The organism is Janthinobacterium sp. SUN100, assembly GCF_030397705.1.
In the GTDB taxonomy this organism is placed as follows: domain Bacteria; phylum Pseudomonadota; class Gammaproteobacteria; order Burkholderiales; family Burkholderiaceae_D; genus Janthinobacterium; species Janthinobacterium kumbetense.
Genome location: NZ_JAPUBU010000001.1, coordinates 1,707,906 through 1,726,871 on the forward strand (window position 1 = coordinate 1,707,906; position 18,966 = coordinate 1,726,871).

The following is an 18,966-nucleotide window of genomic DNA, read 5'->3' on the forward strand; positions in this document are numbered from 1 at the left end:
TAAGACATCATCATGAGCCAACAACTGCAAAACATCATCGACCAGGCCTGGGAAAACCGCGCCGAGATCAATCCGGGCAACGGCACGGCCGAACTGCGCGACGCCGTCTCCCACGTCATCAATGGCCTGGACAATGGCAGCATCCGCGTGGCGGAAAAAACCTCGGGCGACTGGGTCGTCAACCAGTGGGTCAAGAAAGCCGTGCTGCTGTCGTTCCGCCTGGAAGACAACGTCGTGCTGCCATCGGACGGCACGATGCAGTTCTACGACAAGGTCCCGACCAAGTTCGCCAACTACACCAAGGAAGACTTCGTCAAGGGCGGCTTCCGCGTGGTGCCGCCAGCCGTCGCCCGCCGCGGCAGCTTCATCGCCAAGAACGTCGTGCTGATGCCGTCCTACGTCAACATCGGCGCCTACGTCGATGAAGGCGCCATGGTCGACACCTGGGCCACCGTCGGTTCCTGCGCGCAAATCGGCAAGAACGTCCACCTGTCCGGCGGCGTCGGCATCGGCGGCGTGCTGGAACCCATGCAAGCGAACCCGACCATCATCGAAGACAACTGCTTCATCGGCGCCCGCTCGGAAATCGTCGAAGGCGTGATCGTCGAAGAAAACTCCGTCATCTCGATGGGCGTGTACATCGGCCAGTCGACCAAGATCTACGACCGCGCCACGGGCGAAGTGACCTACGGCCGCGTGCCAGCCGGCTCCGTCGTGGTCTCGGGCAACCTGCCTTCGGAAGACGGCAAGTACTCGCTGTACTGCGCCGTGATCGTCAAGCGCGTGGATGCGAAGACCCGCGCAAAAACCGGCATCAACGAGCTGCTGCGCGGTATTTGATGACACCTCTGTAAACCTACTGCGCTGCCCACTATCGGGTTTCCGTTGCTCACTGTACTACATGTACAGTTCCGCTACTCGACCCGATATTGAGCGTGCTCGCTACGGTTTGCAGAGGCGTCGTGACGCACGTAAAAAATCATGTCCTGCCAACCGGCGGGACATTTTCATTTCCGACTAGCAACTTCAATCGTCCTGCAGCCATCACCCATCCTGTCCTATACTGGATGGCATGAATACTCCTCCCGTATTGATCGTCGGCGCCGGTCCTACCGGCCTCATGCTTGCCTTGCGCCTGGCGCGCCATGGCGTCGATTGCCGCATCATCGATAAAAACAGCGGACCGGGCCAGGCGTCGCGGGCCATGGCCGTGCATGCGCGCACCCTGGAGTTTTACCAGCAGCTGGGCTTTGCCGACGAGCTGGTCAGCCTGGGCATCAAGATCAATGCCATGCACATCCACGAAGGCGGCGAGGAGCTGGTAAAACTGGCGCTGGGCGAGATCGGCGAAGGCCTGAGTCCCTATCCTTTCGTGCTGAGCCTGCCCCAGGACGAGCATGAGCGCTTTCTTATCAGCAAGCTGGCAGCGGCCGGCGTGCATGTGGAATGGAACGTCGCGCTGGACCTGTGGACGCAGGACGATAGCGAAGTGCAAGCCATCCTGCTCAACAATGGCGAGCGACAATATTGCACGTTTAACTATATTTGCGGCTGCGACGGCGCCCGCAGCAAAGTGCGCGAGATCGCCGGCTTCGCGTTCTCGGGCGGCACCTACGACCACCTGTATTACGTGGCCGATGCGCAAGTGGCCGGCAAGAATACGGATTTGCACGCCCACCTGGGCGCGAACTCTTTTGCGCTGATGTTGCCCGTGCGCACCAGCGGCATGCAGCGCCTGATCGGCATCCTGCCCGACAAACCGGAAGGCGCGCCCGCTCCCGTCTTCGACGACGTGCGGGAACAGGTGGAAAGCTTGCTGAATATCCAGGTCGAGCACGTGAACTGGTTTTCCACGTATAAAGTGCATCACCGGGTGGCGGCGCAGTTTCGCGAGCGGCGCTGCTTCATCCTCGGCGACGCGGCCCATCTGCACAGCCCTGTGGGCGGCCAGGGCATGAACACGGGCCTGGGCGACGCCGTCAACCTGGCCTGGAAACTGGCGCAAAAGCTGCGGGGACAAAGCAACGACGCCCTGCTCGACACCTATGAAAGCGAACGCATCGTGTTTGCCCGCAAGCTCGTCGCCACCACCGACCGCGCCTTCCAGGCCATCGTCGCGCAAGGCATCGCCGGACAATTCCTGCGCCGCTGGCTGGTGCCGCACGCGCTGCCCTTCCTGTCCGGCTTCGGGCGGGCGCGCCGCTTGCTGTTCCGGACCGTGTCGCAAATCCAGATCAGCTATGAAGACAGCGCCCTGTCCGCGGGCCACGCAGAATACTTGCGCGGCGGCGACCGCCTGCCGTGGTTCTCGGACGGCACGCAAGACAATTTCACGGCCCTGCGCAGCATGGATTGGCAATTGCACATCTATGGCGAAGCGGCGCCCGAACTGCTGGACGAAGCGCGCGTGCTGAAACTGCCCGTGCATTGCTACACCTTCAATGTCGCCGCCAAGCTGGCCGGCCTGGGCCGCGACGCAGCCTACCTAGTGCGCCCCGACGGCCACATCGCGCTGGCCCTGCACCTGCAGGAAAGCGGTGCCCTGCGCGCCCTGGCCCTGCGGCTGGGCCTGCATTTCGGTCCGGCCGAATCGGGCAAGGCGGCGCCACGGCCCGTGTAAGGGAAATCACTGGGGCGTGTTGCACTGCCGCATCGACTGCGCATCGACTGTATAATGTCGGCTGACATCGCATATCGCGCCAGCGCAAGCGCCGCGATCAAGCGAACCGCATTCATACCCCCTTAGCCCTACCCATGACGACCATTACACTCTACGGTATCCCCAACTGCGATACCGTCAAAAAGGCCCGCACCTGGCTGGCCGCGCAGCAACTCGATTTCACCTTCCACGACTTCAAGAAGCAGGGCCTGGAACGCGCCACCGTCGAGGCGTGGCTGGCGCAATTGCCGTGGGACGTGCTGGTCAACAAGAAAGGCACGACGTGGCGCGCCCTGTCCGACGAGCGCAAAGCATCGATCACCGACGCCGCCAGCGCCCTGGAGCTGATGCTGGAAAACCCGTCCATCATCAAGCGCCCCGTGCTGGACAAGGACGGCCAGTTCAGCGTGGCGTTTTCGGATGCGCAGTACCAGACCCTTTTCTCGCTGTAACCATACTTAGTTGACAACCGGAACGATGTTGCCGGCACGACCTTACCCATGACCACCTCCAAAACCCTCGCCCTGACCGAAAAACTGATCGCCCTGTCCTCGGTCACGCCCGACGACAAGGGCTGCCAGCAGCACCTGATCGACATCCTCACACCGCTGGGCTTTGTCTGCGAAACGATACAGTCGAACGACGTCACCAATCTGTGGGCGCGGCGCGGCACGACGTCGCCCGTGTTCGTCTTTGCCGGCCATACGGACGTGGTGCCGACCGGCCCCGTCGAGCAATGGCGTTCGCTGCCCTTCATTCCCACGCACCGCGACGGCAAGCTGTACGGTCGTGGCGCGGCCGACATGAAGACCTCGATCGCCGCCATGGTAATTGCCTGCGAGGAATTTATCGCCGCCACGCCGGAGCACACGGGTTCGATCGCCTTTCTGATCACCAGCGACGAGGAAGGCCCGGCCACGGACGGCACCGTCATCGTGTGCGAGCAACTGAAGGCGCGCGGCGAACAGATCGACTATTGCCTGGTGGGCGAGCCGACGTCGAGCGCGCAGCTGGGCGACATGATCAAGAACGGCCGCCGCGGTTCGCTGTCGGGCCGTTTGACGATCAAGGGCGTGCAGGGTCACATTGCCTATCCGCACCTGGCAATGAATCCCATCCACGAAGCGGCGCAGGCGCTGGCCGACCTGGTCGAGGAAAAATGGGATGCGGGCAACGAGTATTACTTGCCCACCTCGTGGCAAATGTCGAATATCAATGCGGGCACGGGCGCGAACAACGTGATTCCGGGCGACATGGTGATCGACTTCAATTTCCGCTTTTCCACGGCCAGCACGGCCGAGGGATTGCAGGAACGGGTGCACGCGATCCTCGACCGGCATGACTTGCAATACGATTTGCAGTGGACCCTGAGCGGCCTGCCCTTCCTCACGCCGCGCGGCACCTTGAGCGATGCGCTGTCGGCCGCCATCCTGGAAGAAACGGGCCTCACGACGGAGCTGTCGACCACGGGCGGCACCTCGGATGGCCGGTTTATCGCGCAAATCTGCCCCCAAGTGATAGAATTCGGGCCGCCCAATGCCAGTATTCACAAGATCGACGAGCACATCGAACTGCGCCACATCGATCCCCTGAAGAATATTTACCGGCGCACCCTGGAGCATTTGCTGCCCGTCTGAACCAGAATACCGAGGCCCGTCACGGCGGGCCAGAACACCGTCTTTTCGAGAATGCCATGACCCCGAACCCGTTTTCCACGCCACGCGACCTGCTGCGCTACGCCGTTACCCGTTTTAATACCGCCAAGCTGTTTTTCGGCCACGGCAGCGCCGAAGCGTTCGACGAAGCGGCCTATCTGATCCTGCACACGTTGAAGTTGCCGCTCGACAAGCTCGAACCGTTCCTCGACGCCAAGCTGCTGCCGTCGGAAGTGGCCAGCGTGATGAGCGTCATCGACCGCCGCAGCATCGACCGCGTGCCGGCCGCCTACATCACCAAGGAAGGCTGGCTGGGCACGTACAACTTCTACGTCGACGAACGCGTGATCGTGCCCCGCTCCTTCATCGCCGAGCTGATCCCTGAATACTTCTCGCCGTGGGTGGCGGAACCGGAAGCCGTGGAAAACATCCTGGAACTGTGCACCGGTTCGGGCTGCCTATCGATCATGATGGCCGACGCCTTCCCGAACGCCCAGGTCGACGCCGTGGACATTTCCGCCGATGCGCTGGCCGTGGCCAAGCGCAACGTCGACACGTACAAGCTGCAAGACCGCGTCACCCTGATCGAATCGGACCTGTACACGAACGTGCCGGCCAAGAAATATGATTTGATCATCAGCAACCCGCCGTACGTGAATTCCGCGTCGATGGGCGCCCTGCCCCAGGAATACCTGGCCGAACCGCAAATCGCCCTCGACGGCGGCAGCGACGGCATGGACCTGGTGCGCAAGATCATCGCCGGCGCGGCCGAGCGCCTGACGGATGACGGCATCCTGATGATTGAAATCGGCAACGAACGCGCATACGCGGAAGCAGCCTTCGGCGAACTGGGCCTGACCTGGCTGACGACGAGCGCCGGCGACGACATGGTCTTCCTGCTGACGGCCGAGCAGCTCAAGCTGGTATAAGCGCTGGCGTCAGCGCGCAGCGCCTTAATTTACAACACAAAGAAAAAAATGATACGTTTCCTACAAGTAAGCCTGATGCGCGGCATCAAACCGTTGCTCGAACAAGTCGATGTCACCCTCAATCCGGGCGACAAGATCGGCCTGATCGGCGCCAATGGCGCGGGCAAATCGAGCCTGTTCGCCATGATGCGTGGCGAATTGCACCCTGACCAGGGCGAGATCGATTTCCCGGCCAAATGGCGCGTGGCTTACGTGGCGCAGGAAACGCCGCCGCTGGACCGTGCCGCGCTCGACTATGCGATTGACGGCGACGTCACCCTGCGCAAACTGGAAGCGGAACTGGCGCGCCTGGAGTCGGAGCCTGCCACGTCGGAAAACGGTATCGCCATCGGCGAAATCTACAGCGCCATGGCCGATGCCGACGCCTACACCGTGCAATCGCGCGGCGAGCAATTGCTGCTGGGCCTGGGCTTCACCCTGGACCAGATGCAGCAACCGGTGGCCAGTTTCTCCGGCGGCTGGCGCATGCGTCTGAACCTGGCGCAAGCGCTGATGTGCCCGTCCGACCTGCTGCTGCTCGATGAACCGACCAACCACTTGGATCTGGACGCCATCATCTGGCTGGAAGACTGGCTCAAGCGCTACGCCGGCACCTTGCTGATCATTTCCCATGACCGCGACTTCCTCGATGAAGTCGTCAACGTGGTCGTGCATATCGACGAGCGCAAGCTGAAGCGCTACTCGGGAAACTATTCGAGCTTCGAGCGCCAACGCGCGGCGCAGATGATCCTGGCCGCCGGCGCGCTGGAAAAGCAGCAGCGCAAGCGCGCCCACCTGGAATCGTTCGTGAACCGCTTCAAGGCGCAAGCGTCCAAGGCCCGCCAGGCGCAAAGCCGCATGAAGGCGCTGGCGAAGATGGAAGAACTGGCGCCACTGCGCGCCGCCGCCGAATTCTCGTTCGAATTCCGCGAGCCGCTGTCGGCTCCGAACCCGCTGCTGGTGATGGAAGACGTCGATGCGGGCTACAAGATCGAAAACGAGGCGACGGGCGAAATCACGCATAAAACCATCGTCAACGGCATCAAGTTTTCGCTGCAGATCGGCCAGCGCATCGGCTTGCTGGGCCAGAACGGCGCCGGCAAATCGACCCTGATCAAGACCATCGCCGGCGAACTGATGCCGCTGACGGGCGACGCCACCATGGGCAAGGGCTTGAACATCGGCTACTTCGCCCAGCACCAGGTGGAAATGCTGCGCCACGACGAATCGCCGCTGTGGCATCTGGCGAAGATCGCCCCGACCGTGCGCGAGCAGGAACTGCGCAACTTCCTCGGCGGCTTCAACTTCCCCGGCAACATGGTCACCGCGTCGATCGCACCGTTCTCGGGCGGCGAAAAAGCCCGTCTGGCGCTGGCCCTGATCGTCTGGCAGCGTCCTAACCTGCTGCTGCTCGATGAACCGACCAACCATCTGGATCTGGAAACGCGCGAAGCGCTGACGGAAGCGCTGGCCCAGTTCGAAGGCACCCTGGTCGTCGTTTCCCATGATCGCCACTTGCTGCGCGCCACCACCGACGAATTCATCATCGTTGCCGACGGCAAGCTGCAACCGTTCGACGGCGACCTGGACGACTACAAGGATTGGCTGTTCAAGACCAAGCTGGGCAAAGGCACGGATGTGCTGCCGGCCGCCGGCAAGGCCAACAAGACGGACTTCCCCGTGACGTCTTCCGTACCTTCGCCGGTAGCTGCCGCCCCTGCCGCGCCCGTGCGCGACAAGCGCAAGGAAGCGGAAGAGCGCCAGAAAACGGCCGCCCTGCGCAAGCCGATCGAAAACAAGATCAAGCGCCAGGAAGAGCAGATCGCCAAGCGCAATGCGCAAAAGGCGGAAACCGACGCCAAGCTGGGCGAGCCGACCATCTACGATGCGGCCAACAAGGCCAAGCTGAAGCAATTGCTGGCCGACCAGACCTTCTTCACCAAGGACCTGGCGCAGTTGGAAGCGGAATGGCTGGACTTGCAAGATCAACTCGAAAAGCTCGGTTAATGCAATAGCGACAAAAGACGACTCCCGGGTCGTCTTTTTTTATGCCGCCTGCATGGGGCTGGGGCTACGGATCGCCATCAGGCGGTCGATGTCGACGAGGATCAATCGGCGACCCGCCACCGTGCCCAGGCCCAGCAGGTAATCGGCTTCCGTCTCGCCCAGGCCGGGCACGGCGGCGATGTCGGCGGGGGCCAGGCTGACGATATCGGTGACGCCATCGACCACCATGCCCATCACGCCATTGCTCAGCTGCAGGATGATCACGTCGGTGGCCGGGTCGGGTGCGCCGTGGGCGCTGCCGAACGCGGCGCGCATGTCGACGATGGGAATGATCACGCCGCGCGAGACGGCCACGCTGTGCAGCACTTCCCCTTCCGAGGAAAAACGGTCGAGTTCCTTCAGGGGGCGCAATTCCCGCACGCAACGGTAATCGAGGCCGTATTCCAGGCCGCCCAGCCGGAAGCTCAAGTACTGCGTCAGGTATTGCGCGGTTGCGGCGCCAGGCGTGGTCGTGGGCTGCATGGTGTTCCTTTCATCCGGTAAGCGCTGCCAGGATGCGCAGTGGCGCAACGTTGGCCCCATGCTAACCAGCATCGCCGCAGGCGGCGTTGAGAAAACTCAACTTTCCCGGAAGGCCAGCCTGACCTCGGCGCCCCGCCTTGCGCCGGCGCAGCCATCTTCCCTTACAATACCGACATTCCCCCCCAACAGGCAGGCCATGCAACACCTCGTCAACCCCGCTGAAGTTGAATTTTCCGCCATCCGCGCCCAGGGCCCGGGCGGGCAGAACGTCAACAAGGTGTCCAGCGCCATCCATTTGCGCTTCCCCATCGCCGCCTCGTCGCTGCCGGAAGCGTACAAGGAACGGCTGCTGGCCCTGCGCGACAGCCGCATCAGCAAGGATGGCGTACTGGTGCTCAAGGCGCAGCAGTCGCGCAGCCAGGAGCAGAACAAGGAAGAGGCGTTGCGGCGCTTGCAGGAAATCATCGACAGCGTGACTTTCCTGCCCGCCGTGCGCCGCGCCACCAAGCCCACGCGCAGCTCGCAGCGGCGCCGCCTCGACAGCAAGAGCACGCACAGCGTCCTCAAGCAATCTCGCGGCAAAGTTATCGACTAATCAGGGCAGTGGCTGGTAAGTCCAGTCCAGGCTGCCCGTGCTGTCCGCGAACACAGGCTGCGTGGCCGGCGTGGCGCTGCGCAGCAGGGCCTTGATTTCCTTCGGCGGCCGGTCATAGACCTTGGCCGGTCCGGGCGGCACGACGAGGGCGCGCACCGTCGTCTCGCCATCGACGAGGCCCAGGGTGCAGCGCGACTGGCCCGCCGTCGCCTGCCGCTCCTGGCGCAATTGTTCCACCAGCACCAGCATCTGCGCGTGCAGGATTTCCGACTGTTTGACTTCCACGCGCAGCCGCGCCACCTCCTTCAGCACGGGAGCGATGCGCGCGGCCAGCTTGTCGTACTGCACCTGCTGCGTTGGCTGCAGCTGCAATTCGCCGCGCCGCAGCTGGCCCGCCAGGGTCAGGTAGTTGCGCACCTCGGGCAATTGCGCGATGGCATCGATTTCCTGCTGGCGCTTGTGCTGCACCTGCAGGAATTGCGCCGCCTTCGCCAGGCTTTCCCCGATCTTTTGCTCCAGCGCGCTCAAGTCGGGCACGAGGGGGAACAGCAGCATTTCCACCTGCCTGCGGGGACCGGCGCTGCCGATGCGGATGGTGCGCGCCGCCACGGCGCAGCCTTCGGCCAGTTCGATGACGACCTCGTCGGCGATGATCTCGCAATTGCTGGCGCTGTCGATCACCACGCGCGTGCCGGCGATGACGCAGCTTTCGGCCCGCTTCACATGCACTTCGCCGCTCAGCGCCTGCAGCACGGAACCGGAAGCGACGCCCTCGACGCGCACGTCGCCGTGCTCGTTGAAGGCCGTGCCGCCCACCAGGTTGCGCTTGAGCCATATCAACCCGCCATGCGAGTGCAGATGGCCATACACGTCGCCATGGATGGTGATGTCGCTGCCGTCGAGCTGGCGCTGCTCCTGCACTTCGCCATACTCCTCGTAGGCGGCGCGCAGCTTCAGATTGCCCGTGGTGCGGCTGCTGACGCCTTCGCGGCTGACGATCTTGTTTTCGATCGACATCTTGCCGTGTTCATCAACATTCACATAGCCATCCATGGTGGCGACGATGAAAGCGCCATCGCTGAAATACTCGACCGACGTGCCTGGCCCCGCCACCGTGGCCAGGTCCAGCTCCAGCGGCGCGGGCGGCGGCAGTGGCTTGCCGGCCAGGTCATAGCCTGGCAAACCGGGCGTGCCGGGCAGCAGGCGCAGCAGGCGCGCGTGCTTTTTCACTTGCGGGAAGCGGTTCTTGAAGCTGAGCAAATCCAGGCGGCCATCGGAACGTTCGCGCGGCGCGTCGTCGCGGTGGATGCCTTGCGACACTTCGACCAGCTGGGCGTCGCGCCCCGGCTGCGGCGGCAGCACCCGCGCCACCGTGATGCGCTCGGCCTTGCCGCTGGCGAGCATGGCGCGCACGGCCACGCTATCGATGCCGTAGTGCACGCCCTTGCACCACAAGTCAGCCACCAGCTCGTCAAACTCGCGGCGCGCCGGCGCCTGGCCATCCGCGTCGGCAGGCAAGGTTTCAAAATAAAACTCGGCGCTGTCGCCCCGGATCTTGACCTGTTTATACAGCGCGCGGCGCTGGGGCGGGAATGGCGCCACGCGCACGGCGATGCGCAGCAAGGCGTCACCCTTGGGCGCGGCGCGGGGTGCGGGCGCATGGAACAGGGTCAGCAGGAACAAACCGTAATCTAGGCCCGCCAGCAACTGCCCCGACTGGAACAGCTGGTCGACGGCGGCGCGCAGCTGCGCCGGCGCCAGCGACAGGTCCAGGAACACGCCCTCGTCGCGCTGGACCAGGCCGTGCGGCAAGCCGCCTGCGGGGACCGCATCCGGAACGGGTGTGTCGTCGTCGCTCACGCCTTGCCTCCCCCAGCAGCCATTTCAAAGAATTGCCTCCGTGCACTAGAACAATATCACGGGGCGGGGCCGTGTGCCTGACTCAGCGACAATGCGGGCGGCCAGATGCAAACAGGGCCATGTCTTGCGAGATGGCCCTGTCGGAGGGGGGATGGCTGCCTAGCGGCGCGGCGGGTTGGAATAGATATCCTGGCCCACTTCGTTGATCTGGCGGCGCAGGTCGCGCCGTTCGTCGGGCGTCATGCGGCCCGTGCGGCGCGAGGCGTCGGCGCCTTCGTTGGCGCGGCGCTGCTCCTCCGCGCGCGTGTCGAAACTGCGTGCGTCACGCTGTTCGCGCAGTCGCGTATCATTGCTGCTGGTGCGCTGTACCTGTTCATACCGCTGGGCCTGCATTTGCTGCTGGTCGTCACGGCGTGGCGGCGGCTGGTTTTGCGCTGACGCCAGGCTGGCGGCAAACACGGAGCAAACGGCAAATGCGGACAGCACAGTTGTACGTGCGGCAATAGCTGCGCTGGGAGCGGCGTGAATTTTTTTAGTAAAGATATTCATTGAGTTCCTCTTCCGCGATGCCGTATAAACTTAAAGCTGATTTCCACTGTGGCCCCAGTGTATGATGCTTTACACGGTGCAGTAAGAGTAATTGGGTAAAGTTTGTAACACTTTGTAATGGGTCGCCACAGCCCCTTGCCGACGCCGCGCGAGGCGTTACTATAGCAACTAATATAAGATAACACGACACCCTAAATGACCACAACCTCCACTTCCGGCAGCAACACACCAACGCAATCGATCCACGGCCACCAGGCAAAAATCATGGTGGTCGATGACGATGTGCGCCTGCGCGACCTGCTGCGCCGCTACCTGACCGAACAGGGTTTCAATGTCTTCACGGCAGAGAGCGCGACGGCCATGAACAAGCTGTGGCTGCGCGAACGCTACGACCTGCTGGTGCTCGACCTGATGCTGCCGGGCGAAGACGGCCTGTCGATCTGCCGCCGCCTGCGCGGCGCGGGCGACCAAACGCCGATCATCATGCTGACGGCCAAGGGCGAAGACGTGGACCGCATCGTGGGCCTGGAAATGGGTGCCGACGATTACCTGCCGAAACCGTTCAATCCGCGCGAGCTGGTGGCCCGCATCGGCGCCGTGCTGCGCCGCAAGGGTCCCGATGAAATCCCGGGCGCGCCGTCGGAAACGCCGCAAACCTTCGAATTCGGCGACTTCGTGCTGGACCTGGGTACGCGTACCCTGAAAAAGAATGGCGAAACGGTGCCCCTGACCACGGGCGAGTTTTCCGTGCTGAAAGTGTTTGCCCGCCATGCGCGCCAGCCCCTGTCGCGCGAGAAACTGATGGAACTGGCGCGCGGCCGCGAATACGAAGTGTTCGACCGCAGCCTGGACGTGCAAATCTCGCGCCTGCGCAAACTGATCGAGCCTGATCCGTCGAGCCCGCTGTTCATCCAGACCGTGTGGGGCCTCGGCTACGTCTTCATCCCGGACGGACAGCCGCGCTGATCGCTGGCGAGGCATGATGAAGCTTTTTCCCGATATCAGCCTGGCGCGGCTGAAAAGCGGCTTGTTCTGGCGCACCTTTTTGCTGCTCGGCACCTTGACCACGGTCAGCATGATCGCGTGGTTCAGCATGATTTCCTTCATCCAGCGCGAGCCGCAGGCGCAGCAGATTTCCGCCCAGATCATTTCCGTCGTCACCATCACGCATGCGGCCTTGACGCACTCGGCGCCCGAACTGCGGCGCGAGCTGCTGTTCGACCTCGTCAGCAATGAAGGCATCCGCATCTTCTCGCTGGAAGAGGACGACCGCATCGAGCCGCCGCCCGACAATTACCTGATGCCCGACATCGAGGCGCTGGTGAAGGCCAAGCTGGGCAAGGACACGCGCTTTTCCGCGCGCGTCAACGGCGTGGCCGGCTTCTGGGTCAGCTTCAAGATCGACGACGACGAGTACTGGCTGATGCTGGACCGCGAGCGCCTGCGCGGCCTGACGGGCTTCCAGTGGCTGGGCTGGGCCAGCCTCGTGTCCCTGCTGTCCCTGCTGGGCGCGGCCATCATTTCCAGCCTGATCAATCTGCCGCTATCGCGCTTGACGGCGGCCGCGCGCGACATCGCCAAGGGCAAGCAGCCGGCGCCGCTGCCGGAAAAGGGGCCGATCGAAATCATCGAGGCGAACCGCAGCTTCAATCAGATGGTCGACGACCTGAAACAGGTGGAATCGGACCGCGCCGTGATCCTGGCCGGCATTTCACACGACTTGCGCACGCCGCTGGCGCGCATGCAGCTGGAAGTGGAAATGGCGAACCTGTCGGACGAGGCGCGCGAAGGCATCCAGTCCGATATCGGGCAAATGGACGCCATCATCGGCCAGTTCCTCGACTATGCCAGGCCGACGGAGGCGTCGAGCTTTACCGACGTCGACCTCAGTGGTTTGCTCAACGACATGACGCGCGAAGCGATGCGCCTGCCGGACGTGAAGATCAACGCCAGCATCGCCGACGGCGCGCATGCGATGGGCAATCCCACGGACCTGCGCCGCGTGCTGAACAACCTGATCGAGAATGCGCGCCGCTATGGCAAGACGCCGGACAGCGACGTGACGGAAATCGACATCGCCTGCCAGGTGCGCACCAGCCACGGCGCGAAAAAGGTGATCATCGAGGTGCAGGACCACGGCACGGGCGTGCCGGCGGAAAAGATCGAACAGCTGATGAAGCCGTTCACCCGCCTCGACACGGCGCGCGGGCAGGCAAATGGCGCCGGGCTGGGCCTGGCCATCGTCGACCGCGTGCTGCTGCGCCATGGCGCCGAATTGCAAGTGCGCAACCGCGAAGGCGGCGGCCTCGCGTTTCAGATCAGCTTGCCAGCGGCATAAACGAACGGGAACGGTACAGTTGTGCCGTTCCCTGCCGCTCAGGCGGATGCCTGTTCCTGCGCCAGCAATTTATTCATCAACAATTCCGTCGCCCCATAGCCGTACAGGGAATCGCTTTCCATGCCCGGCGTATCGAAGGGAATCGATTCCTCGCGGTTCAGCTTGGCAGGGTCGGCATCCGCATAGCTGGCGCGCCAGGCGCGCTGCAAGGATTCATTGCGGCGGATAAAGGCCGGCATAGGCCAGGCGTCGCGCTCCCAGTGGCGGCTGTCGCCCAGCAGGGGCCAGCGCTCGTTGAGCAGGGCCATGTCGCCCGTGCGCAGGCGGCGCACGGCCTGTTCCGGGCGCAAGCCTTCCAGCTCTTCCAGCGTGGGCAAGCTGTCGCGCTTCGGCCCGAACATATACGCCAGCATGATGCGCCCGGCAGGCGCCCTGCGCGCCACCACGCCGACGGCATAGCCGCCGCCCGGCAAGGGCACGGCAAACCAGCTGCCTTCTCGGTATGGTAATGATCTCATTTCTTGAAGCCCCCTGAAATACACCGGACAGCCGCTGCTATCCGACGTTAAATTTAATTAGGGGCACAGTCTACGCGAAGCGATGCGAAAGTGGCGCATGGTACGCCACAGCAACAAACCAATAGTTACAATATTTTCTCGTCATAGTGATACTGGGCAACAATCGGCCCCGCCTTGAACAGCGCTTCCTTCATGGCCGTGTCCAGGCGCGCGTCGCGGCGGCGCATCCATTCGAGCAGCATGGCCGCTTCCTTGCGGCTGGTGTCGCCCGCATGCGCGAGCACGCGGCGCAGTTCCGGGTCCGTGCACGCCTCGAAGCGTTGGCTGTTCAAGTCCAGCGCCTGCAGTGCGGCGATGGTGGCGCCGATGGCGCGGTGCATGTCGAGCGCGGTGGCCGGCAGGCCGGATTCTTCCAGTGGGACGGTGGTCATGCGCATTCCTTTTCGCGTGGTGGTGACATCGGCTGCATTCTCCACCGCGCGGACGAAAAGCTCAAGCGTCCACGGCACGTTTCCACCCATTCGGCCATAATCATGGCTCAGCAACAGCCTAAACCTCAGCGGCAGGAGCCCCATGTTCAATTTCGACTTTTACAATCCGACGCAAATCCTTTTCGGCCAGGGCCAGATCGCCGCCATCACGGCGCTGATCCCGCCCCAGGCCAGAGTGCTCATGACGTATGGCGGCGGCAGCATCAAGCAGAACGGCGTCTACGATGAAGTCAAGGCGGCGCTGGCCGGCCATACGGTGCTGGAATTTGCCGGCATCGAACCCAATCCCAGCTATGAAACCCTGATGCAGGCCGTGGCCATGGTGAAAAGCGAGCGCATCGATTTCCTGCTGGCCGTCGGCGGCGGTTCCGTGGTCGATGGCACCAAGTTCATCGCCGCGGCCGCCCTGCACGAAGGCGTGGCGTGGGACATCCTGGCCAAAGGCGGCAAGATCGTCGAAGCCGCCCTGCCCTTCGGCACCGTGTTGACCTTGCCGGCCACGGGCTCCGAAATGAATGGCTCGGCCGTGATCACGCGCAAGGCCACGCAGGAAAAGCGCTCGTTCATGAGCCGCAAGGTCTATCCTAAATTCTCCGTGCTGGACCCGTCGAAGACGTTCACCTTGCCGCTGCGCCAGGTGGGCAATGGCGTCGTCGATGCGTTCGCGCATGTGATGGAACAGTATTTGACCTACCCTGTGAACGCGTCCGTGCAAGACCGCTTCGCCGAAGGCATTTTATTGACCCTGATCGAAGAAGGCCCGAAAGCCCTGTCGCACCCGGACGACTACGACGTGCGCGCCAACGTGATGTGGAGCGCCACCCTGGCCTTGAACGGCCTGATCGGCGTGGGCGTGCCGCAGGACTGGTCCACGCACGCCATCGGCCACGAATTGACGGCCTTGTACGAGCTCGACCATGCGCAAACCCTGGCCATCATCCTGCCCAGCATGTTGCGCGTGCGCAAACAAGCCAAGCGCGCCAAGCTGCTGCAATACGCGGCCCGCGTGTGGGGCCTGGACGGCGGCGACGAGGACGGCCGCATCGAGGCCGCCATCGCGCGCACGGAATTCTTCTTCCGCCACATGGGCGTCAAGACGCGCCTGGCCGACTACGGCCTGAATCACGCCAGCGTGGACGCCGTCGTGTCCGCCCTGGAAGCGCACGGCATGACGGCCCTGGGCGAACAGCGCGAAGTGACGCCCGCCGTCAGCCGCAAGGTGCTCGAGCTCAGTCTGTAGCTCAGTTTACAAATTCCAGCCACACTGTTGTAAAACGGTCAGCCGGGTGGGACAGCTGGCCGTGGTTCATGCTAAGCTGTCATTTCGCTAGGGGTCCTGGAGCAGTCATCCGGGTGAGAGATACCCTTCGTACCTGATCTGGATAATGCCAGCGAAGGAAAGCGCAAAGTACCTCCCTCCTTTGATAGCTCCTGCGTTGGCGCCAGCCGAACAAGCAGCCTGCCGTGCTCTTTCCCAGAGCCGGCTTGAACCACGAGCAATCTATGTCCACACCGAATTTATCCGTTTCTGTTCTGACCCTGGCCATCCTGCACGCGTTTGCCGCGCCCGCCCTGGCTTCCGACGCAGCCGACCCGCAGGCGCAAAGCATGGCCGAAGTCGTCGTCACGGCCAGCAAGGCGCCGGCCGCCAAGCGCGCCTCCGTGGGCGGCTTCAGTGACGCGCCGCTGTTGCAGACGCCGGCATCCGTCACCGTCATTTCGCAAAAAGACATGCAGGACTTGCAGATCCGCAATCTCAGCGATGCCGTCAAGCTCGACACCAGCATCAACGACGCCTACAACGCCGTCGGCTATGCGGAACAGTTTTCCATCCGCGGCTTCAAGCTCGACAACAATTCCAGCTACCGCAAGGATGGCGTGGCCATTCCTGGCGACACGCAAATCCCGCTGGAAAACAAGGAACGCATCGAAGTGCTGAAGGGCCTGGCCGGCTTGCAGGCAGGCGTGGCCGCGCCGGGCGGCGTGATCGACTTCATCGTCAAGCGCCCCACCGCCGCCCCGCTGCGCACGGTCACCGTGGAAACGCGCGAGCGCGGCACGCTGTATGGCGCCGTCGACCTGGGCGGCCGCCTGGAAGACACGCGCTTCGGCTACCGGATCAACGTGGCGGCAGAGCGCCTGCGCTCCTACATCAAGGGCGCGGACGGCAACCGCAAGTTCATTTCCGGCGCCTTCGACTGGCAGATTTCCCCGCAAGCCCTGCTGCAAATCGATGCCGACTACCAGGACAAGGCACAAGTGACGGCGCCCGGCTTCCAGTTGCTGAGCAATGGCAGCCTGCCCGCCAACGTCAGCGCCGACGCCATGCTCAACAAGCAACCGTGGACGCACCCCGTGGAAACCGTCACCAGCAATCTCGGCCTGCGCTTCCAGTACGCGTTCAATGACGACTGGCATGCCACCCTGTCGGCCAACCAGCACTCGTTCAAGCGCGACGACTACACGGCCTATCCGTATGGCTGCAGCCCGGAAGGCTGGATGCCTGTATTCTGCAGCAATGGCGACTTCTCCGTGTGGGACTTCCGCAGCCTGGGCGAGACGAAAAAACCGCTGAGCGCGCAAGCCATGATCCAGGGCAAGTTCGCCACCGGTTCCCTGCGCCATGAATTCACGGCCGGCGTATCGACCTTCCGCCGCAAGGACCGCGCCGGCCTGTACGTGTATAAGGAAGTGGGCATCAGCAATATCTACCGCCCTGTCATCGTTGCACCATCGCCGGCTTCGACTGGCCCCGTGCGCCTGGTGCGCGACGATAAGGAAAACGCCGTCTTCGTGCAGGACATCGTCAGCCTGGCGCCGAACTGGAAGCTGCATGGCGGCTTGCGCCACATCAATGTCGATGGCTACCAGTACGTACTGAAGGCCGACACGGAAATCCGCGCCAAGCACGACTTCCTGCTGCCCAACGTGGCGCTCGTCTACACCCCGCTCGACAATCTCTCCGTGTATGCGGCCTACTCGCAGGGCATGGAACATGGCGGCACAGCCAGCATCTATGAGAAAAACGCCAATGTGGAGCTGACGCCCAGCCGCTCGAAGCAGGTCGAACTGGGCGTGAAGATGGATGTGACGCCGGACCTCATGCTGGCGGCCAGCCTGTTCCAGATTCGCAAAGGTCTCGAATATGTGAACGCCGAGAATTATTTCGTCCGCAATGGCCAGGCCCAGCACCGGGGGCTGGAATTGTCGGCCCAGGGCAAGGCATCGTCCAGCCTGAGCCTGGGCGCGTCCGTGACGGCCCTGAACAGCCAGCAGTCAGGCACGGGCAATGCCGACCTCGACGGCAAGCGCGTGCCCAACGTGCCGGCCTTCAAGGCGGCCGTGCATGCGGATTACGCCGTGCAACAGGTGGCGGGCTTGAGCGTGAATGGCAGCTGGGAATATGCGGGCAAGAAAGCGTTTGAGTACAGCAACACGACCTTCGTGCCGTCGTACAACGTGTTCAACCTGGGCGCCGCGTACGCCACGCGCATCGCCGGCACGCGCGCCGTGCTGCGCGCCGCCGTCAACAACGTGGCCGACAAGTTCTACTGGCGCGACGTGACGCCGGAATCGGATGGCTATCTGTATCCGGGCGCCAGCCGGACTTTCAAAGTCTCGGCGCAGTTTGACTTTTAATTGAGGGAAATGGCAGGCGCCGCAGCGAGCGCCTGCTGCAGCAAAGGCGCCGCCTGTTCCAGGCGCGCCTCCAGGCTGTCGCGCAGCACGTGGTAGACGATGCCGCGCGCGTCCAGCTCATCGAGCAGGTAGCGATAGATCAATTGGCGCACGGCTTCGGACTCGCGCTGCAAGCCATCGGCCACCCAGGGGCTGTCGGGCGCCGTGACCAGGGTCAGATCGTACTGCGTGGCATCGGCCAGCGCCGCCAGTTGCGCATCGGCGCCGTGAAAATAATGGCGGCTGTACACCACCGTCATCAAGGGCGTCGTGTCGCAAAACAGGAAGTGGCGGGCTTGGGCGGCAGCGGCCGCTTCGCGTTCGACTTGCGTACGCGCAATACCATACTGATCCTCCGCAACGGGCACCCTGCCTTGCGTTTCCACAAACTCGCGTAAGTACTCGGGCACCCACACCGTGCCATGGCGCTCGGCCAGGGCCGCCGCCAGGGTCGACTTGCCCGACGATTCCGCGCCCAGGATGGCCACGCGCACGCAACGCTCCATCACTTGAGAACCATCGCGCTCGGCGCGGCCGGGGCCGACTTTCTCCACGCCAGCAAGCCGATGACGGCCATCACGACGAAGAACGCGTACAGCACGGCCGTCAGAGTCAGGCCCTTGTGCACATACAGCCACACGTACAGCACGTCGACGATGATCCAGGCGATCCAGTTTTCCAGTTTCTTGCGCGACAGCAGGAATTGTCCCACCAGGCTGCCGGCCGTGAGGAAACCATCCGCATGGGGCACGTCCGTGTCCGTCGTCGTCAGCAGCCAGGCGATGAGCAGGAAGCCCACCAGCCAGCCGACGGCGCATGCCAGCCAGCCGCGGCCGTCGAGGCGCGTCACGGGCAGGGTCTTGCCGCCGCTGGCCGGATGCAGCCACTGGTACCAGCCCCAGAACGAGACGCTGATGAACAGCAGTTGCAAGGCCATGTCGCCATACAGGCGCGATTCGAAAAACACGAAACCGTAGGCGGCCGAGGAAATGATGGCGAACAGCCACGCCCAGTGATTCTGGCGGATGTTCAGCGCAACGGTTGTCAATGCCAGGACAAAGGAAATCAGTTCAAGCGGCGTGGTGGCAAAACCCAGCAGGAGAAGCGTATCGTTCATGGGAATCGT

18 protein-coding genes and 1 riboswitch are annotated in these 18,966 nt (G+C 63.2%); of the genes, 11 read left to right on the top strand and 7 right to left on the bottom strand.

Translation table 11 applies throughout. The features are described from left to right. The first annotated feature begins 12 nt into the window (after positions 1 to 12). From dapD to O0881_RS07535, 6 genes are all read left to right on the top strand, one after another. Positions 13 to 840, top strand: a complete 828-nt coding sequence (dapD, locus tag O0881_RS07510; protein WP_034779378.1) for a 2,3,4,5-tetrahydropyridine-2,6-dicarboxylate N-succinyltransferase — start codon at positions 13 to 15, stop codon at positions 838 to 840. Between the two features lie 232 nt (positions 841 to 1,072). After that, positions 1,073 to 2,620: an FAD-dependent oxidoreductase gene (locus O0881_RS07515; RefSeq protein ID WP_289910766.1), complete on the top strand. Its 1,548-nt coding sequence runs from the start codon at positions 1,073 to 1,075 to the stop codon at positions 2,618 to 2,620. Positions 2,621 to 2,754: 134 nt separating this feature from the next. Then, positions 2,755 to 3,111 (top strand): ArsC family reductase, encoded by a 357-nt coding sequence (locus O0881_RS07520; RefSeq protein WP_099667207.1) that lies wholly within the window; start codon positions 2,755 to 2,757, stop codon positions 3,109 to 3,111. 48 nt (positions 3,112 to 3,159) lie between these two features. Then, positions 3,160 to 4,296: a succinyl-diaminopimelate desuccinylase gene (dapE, locus tag O0881_RS07525; RefSeq protein ID WP_289904271.1), complete on the top strand. Its 1,137-nt coding sequence runs from the start codon at positions 3,160 to 3,162 to the stop codon at positions 4,294 to 4,296. A gap of 56 nt (positions 4,297 to 4,352) precedes the next feature. Then, entirely contained in the window at positions 4,353 to 5,243 is an 891-nt protein-coding gene (gene prmB, locus O0881_RS07530; protein WP_289910767.1) for a 50S ribosomal protein L3 N(5)-glutamine methyltransferase, read from the top strand. Between the two features lie 48 nt (positions 5,244 to 5,291). Then, on the top strand, positions 5,292 to 7,289 hold the full coding sequence (locus O0881_RS07535) for an ATP-binding cassette domain-containing protein (protein ID WP_289897235.1): 1,998 nt from the start codon (positions 5,292 to 5,294) through the stop codon (positions 7,287 to 7,289). Positions 7,290 to 7,328: 39 nt separating this feature from the next. Here O0881_RS07535 and O0881_RS07540 read toward each other — a convergent pair whose 3' ends face one another. Then, a complete protein-coding gene (locus O0881_RS07540) occupies positions 7,329 to 7,811 on the bottom strand; it encodes a chemotaxis protein CheW (protein WP_077406904.1) in 483 nt (160 codons plus the stop codon). A gap of 196 nt (positions 7,812 to 8,007) precedes the next feature. Between O0881_RS07540 and arfB the strand changes: the two genes are divergently transcribed. Beyond that, positions 8,008 to 8,406, top strand: coding sequence for an alternative ribosome rescue aminoacyl-tRNA hydrolase ArfB (gene arfB, locus O0881_RS07545; RefSeq protein ID WP_034779396.1), 399 nt, complete (start codon positions 8,008 to 8,010; stop codon positions 8,404 to 8,406). Here arfB and O0881_RS07550 read toward each other — a convergent pair whose 3' ends face one another. Next, entirely contained in the window at positions 8,407 to 10,266 is a 1,860-nt protein-coding gene (locus O0881_RS07550) for a flagellar assembly protein A (RefSeq protein WP_289910768.1), read from the bottom strand. A gap of 159 nt (positions 10,267 to 10,425) precedes the next feature. Beyond that, on the bottom strand, positions 10,426 to 10,752 hold the full coding sequence (locus O0881_RS07555; RefSeq protein ID WP_289910769.1) for a hypothetical protein: 327 nt from the start codon (positions 10,750 to 10,752) through the stop codon (positions 10,426 to 10,428). 327 nt (positions 10,753 to 11,079) lie between these two features. On the opposite strand from O0881_RS07555, the gene ompR reads away from it, so the two are divergent. Then, a complete protein-coding gene (ompR, locus tag O0881_RS07560) occupies positions 11,080 to 11,781 on the top strand; it encodes a two-component system response regulator OmpR (RefSeq protein ID WP_223278807.1) in 702 nt (233 codons plus the stop codon). Between the two features lie 13 nt (positions 11,782 to 11,794). Beyond that, entirely contained in the window at positions 11,795 to 13,153 is a 1,359-nt protein-coding gene (locus O0881_RS07565; RefSeq protein ID WP_077406916.1) for a sensor histidine kinase, read from the top strand. Positions 13,154 to 13,191: 38 nt separating this feature from the next. Here the strand turns inward: O0881_RS07565 and O0881_RS07570 are convergent, their stop codons facing one another. Further along, complete coding sequence (locus tag O0881_RS07570; protein WP_099667202.1) at positions 13,192 to 13,671, bottom strand: Imm26 family immunity protein; 480 nt, start codon at positions 13,669 to 13,671, stop codon at positions 13,192 to 13,194. Positions 13,672 to 13,796: 125 nt separating this feature from the next. Further along, complete coding sequence (locus tag O0881_RS07575) at positions 13,797 to 14,102, bottom strand: hypothetical protein (protein WP_034750230.1); 306 nt, start codon at positions 14,100 to 14,102, stop codon at positions 13,797 to 13,799. Positions 14,103 to 14,244: 142 nt separating this feature from the next. Between O0881_RS07575 and O0881_RS07580 the strand changes: the two genes are divergently transcribed. After that, the gene (locus tag O0881_RS07580) at positions 14,245 to 15,402 is read left to right on the top strand and encodes an iron-containing alcohol dehydrogenase (RefSeq protein ID WP_099667201.1); all 1,158 of its coding nucleotides are present in this window, start codon (positions 14,245 to 14,247) and stop codon (positions 15,400 to 15,402) included. Positions 15,403 to 15,481: 79 nt separating this feature from the next. Next, positions 15,482 to 15,579, top strand: a riboswitch (TPP riboswitch). A gap of 86 nt (positions 15,580 to 15,665) precedes the next feature. Beyond that, complete coding sequence (locus tag O0881_RS07585) at positions 15,666 to 17,801, top strand: TonB-dependent siderophore receptor (RefSeq protein WP_289910770.1); 2,136 nt, start codon at positions 15,666 to 15,668, stop codon at positions 17,799 to 17,801. Here O0881_RS07585 and O0881_RS07590 read toward each other — a convergent pair. After that, on the bottom strand, positions 17,798 to 18,346 hold the full coding sequence (locus tag O0881_RS07590; RefSeq protein ID WP_289911472.1) for an ATP-binding protein: 549 nt from the start codon (positions 18,344 to 18,346) through the stop codon (positions 17,798 to 17,800). The two genes, O0881_RS07585 and O0881_RS07590, sit on opposite strands and share 4 nt — an antisense overlap. After that, the gene (gene pnuC, locus O0881_RS07595; RefSeq protein ID WP_099667198.1) at positions 18,346 to 18,957 is read right to left on the bottom strand and encodes a nicotinamide riboside transporter PnuC; all 612 of its coding nucleotides are present in this window, start codon (positions 18,955 to 18,957) and stop codon (positions 18,346 to 18,348) included. The genes O0881_RS07590 and pnuC overlap by 1 nt, the downstream gene beginning before the upstream one ends. Positions 18,958 to 18,966: the final 9 nt, after the last annotated feature.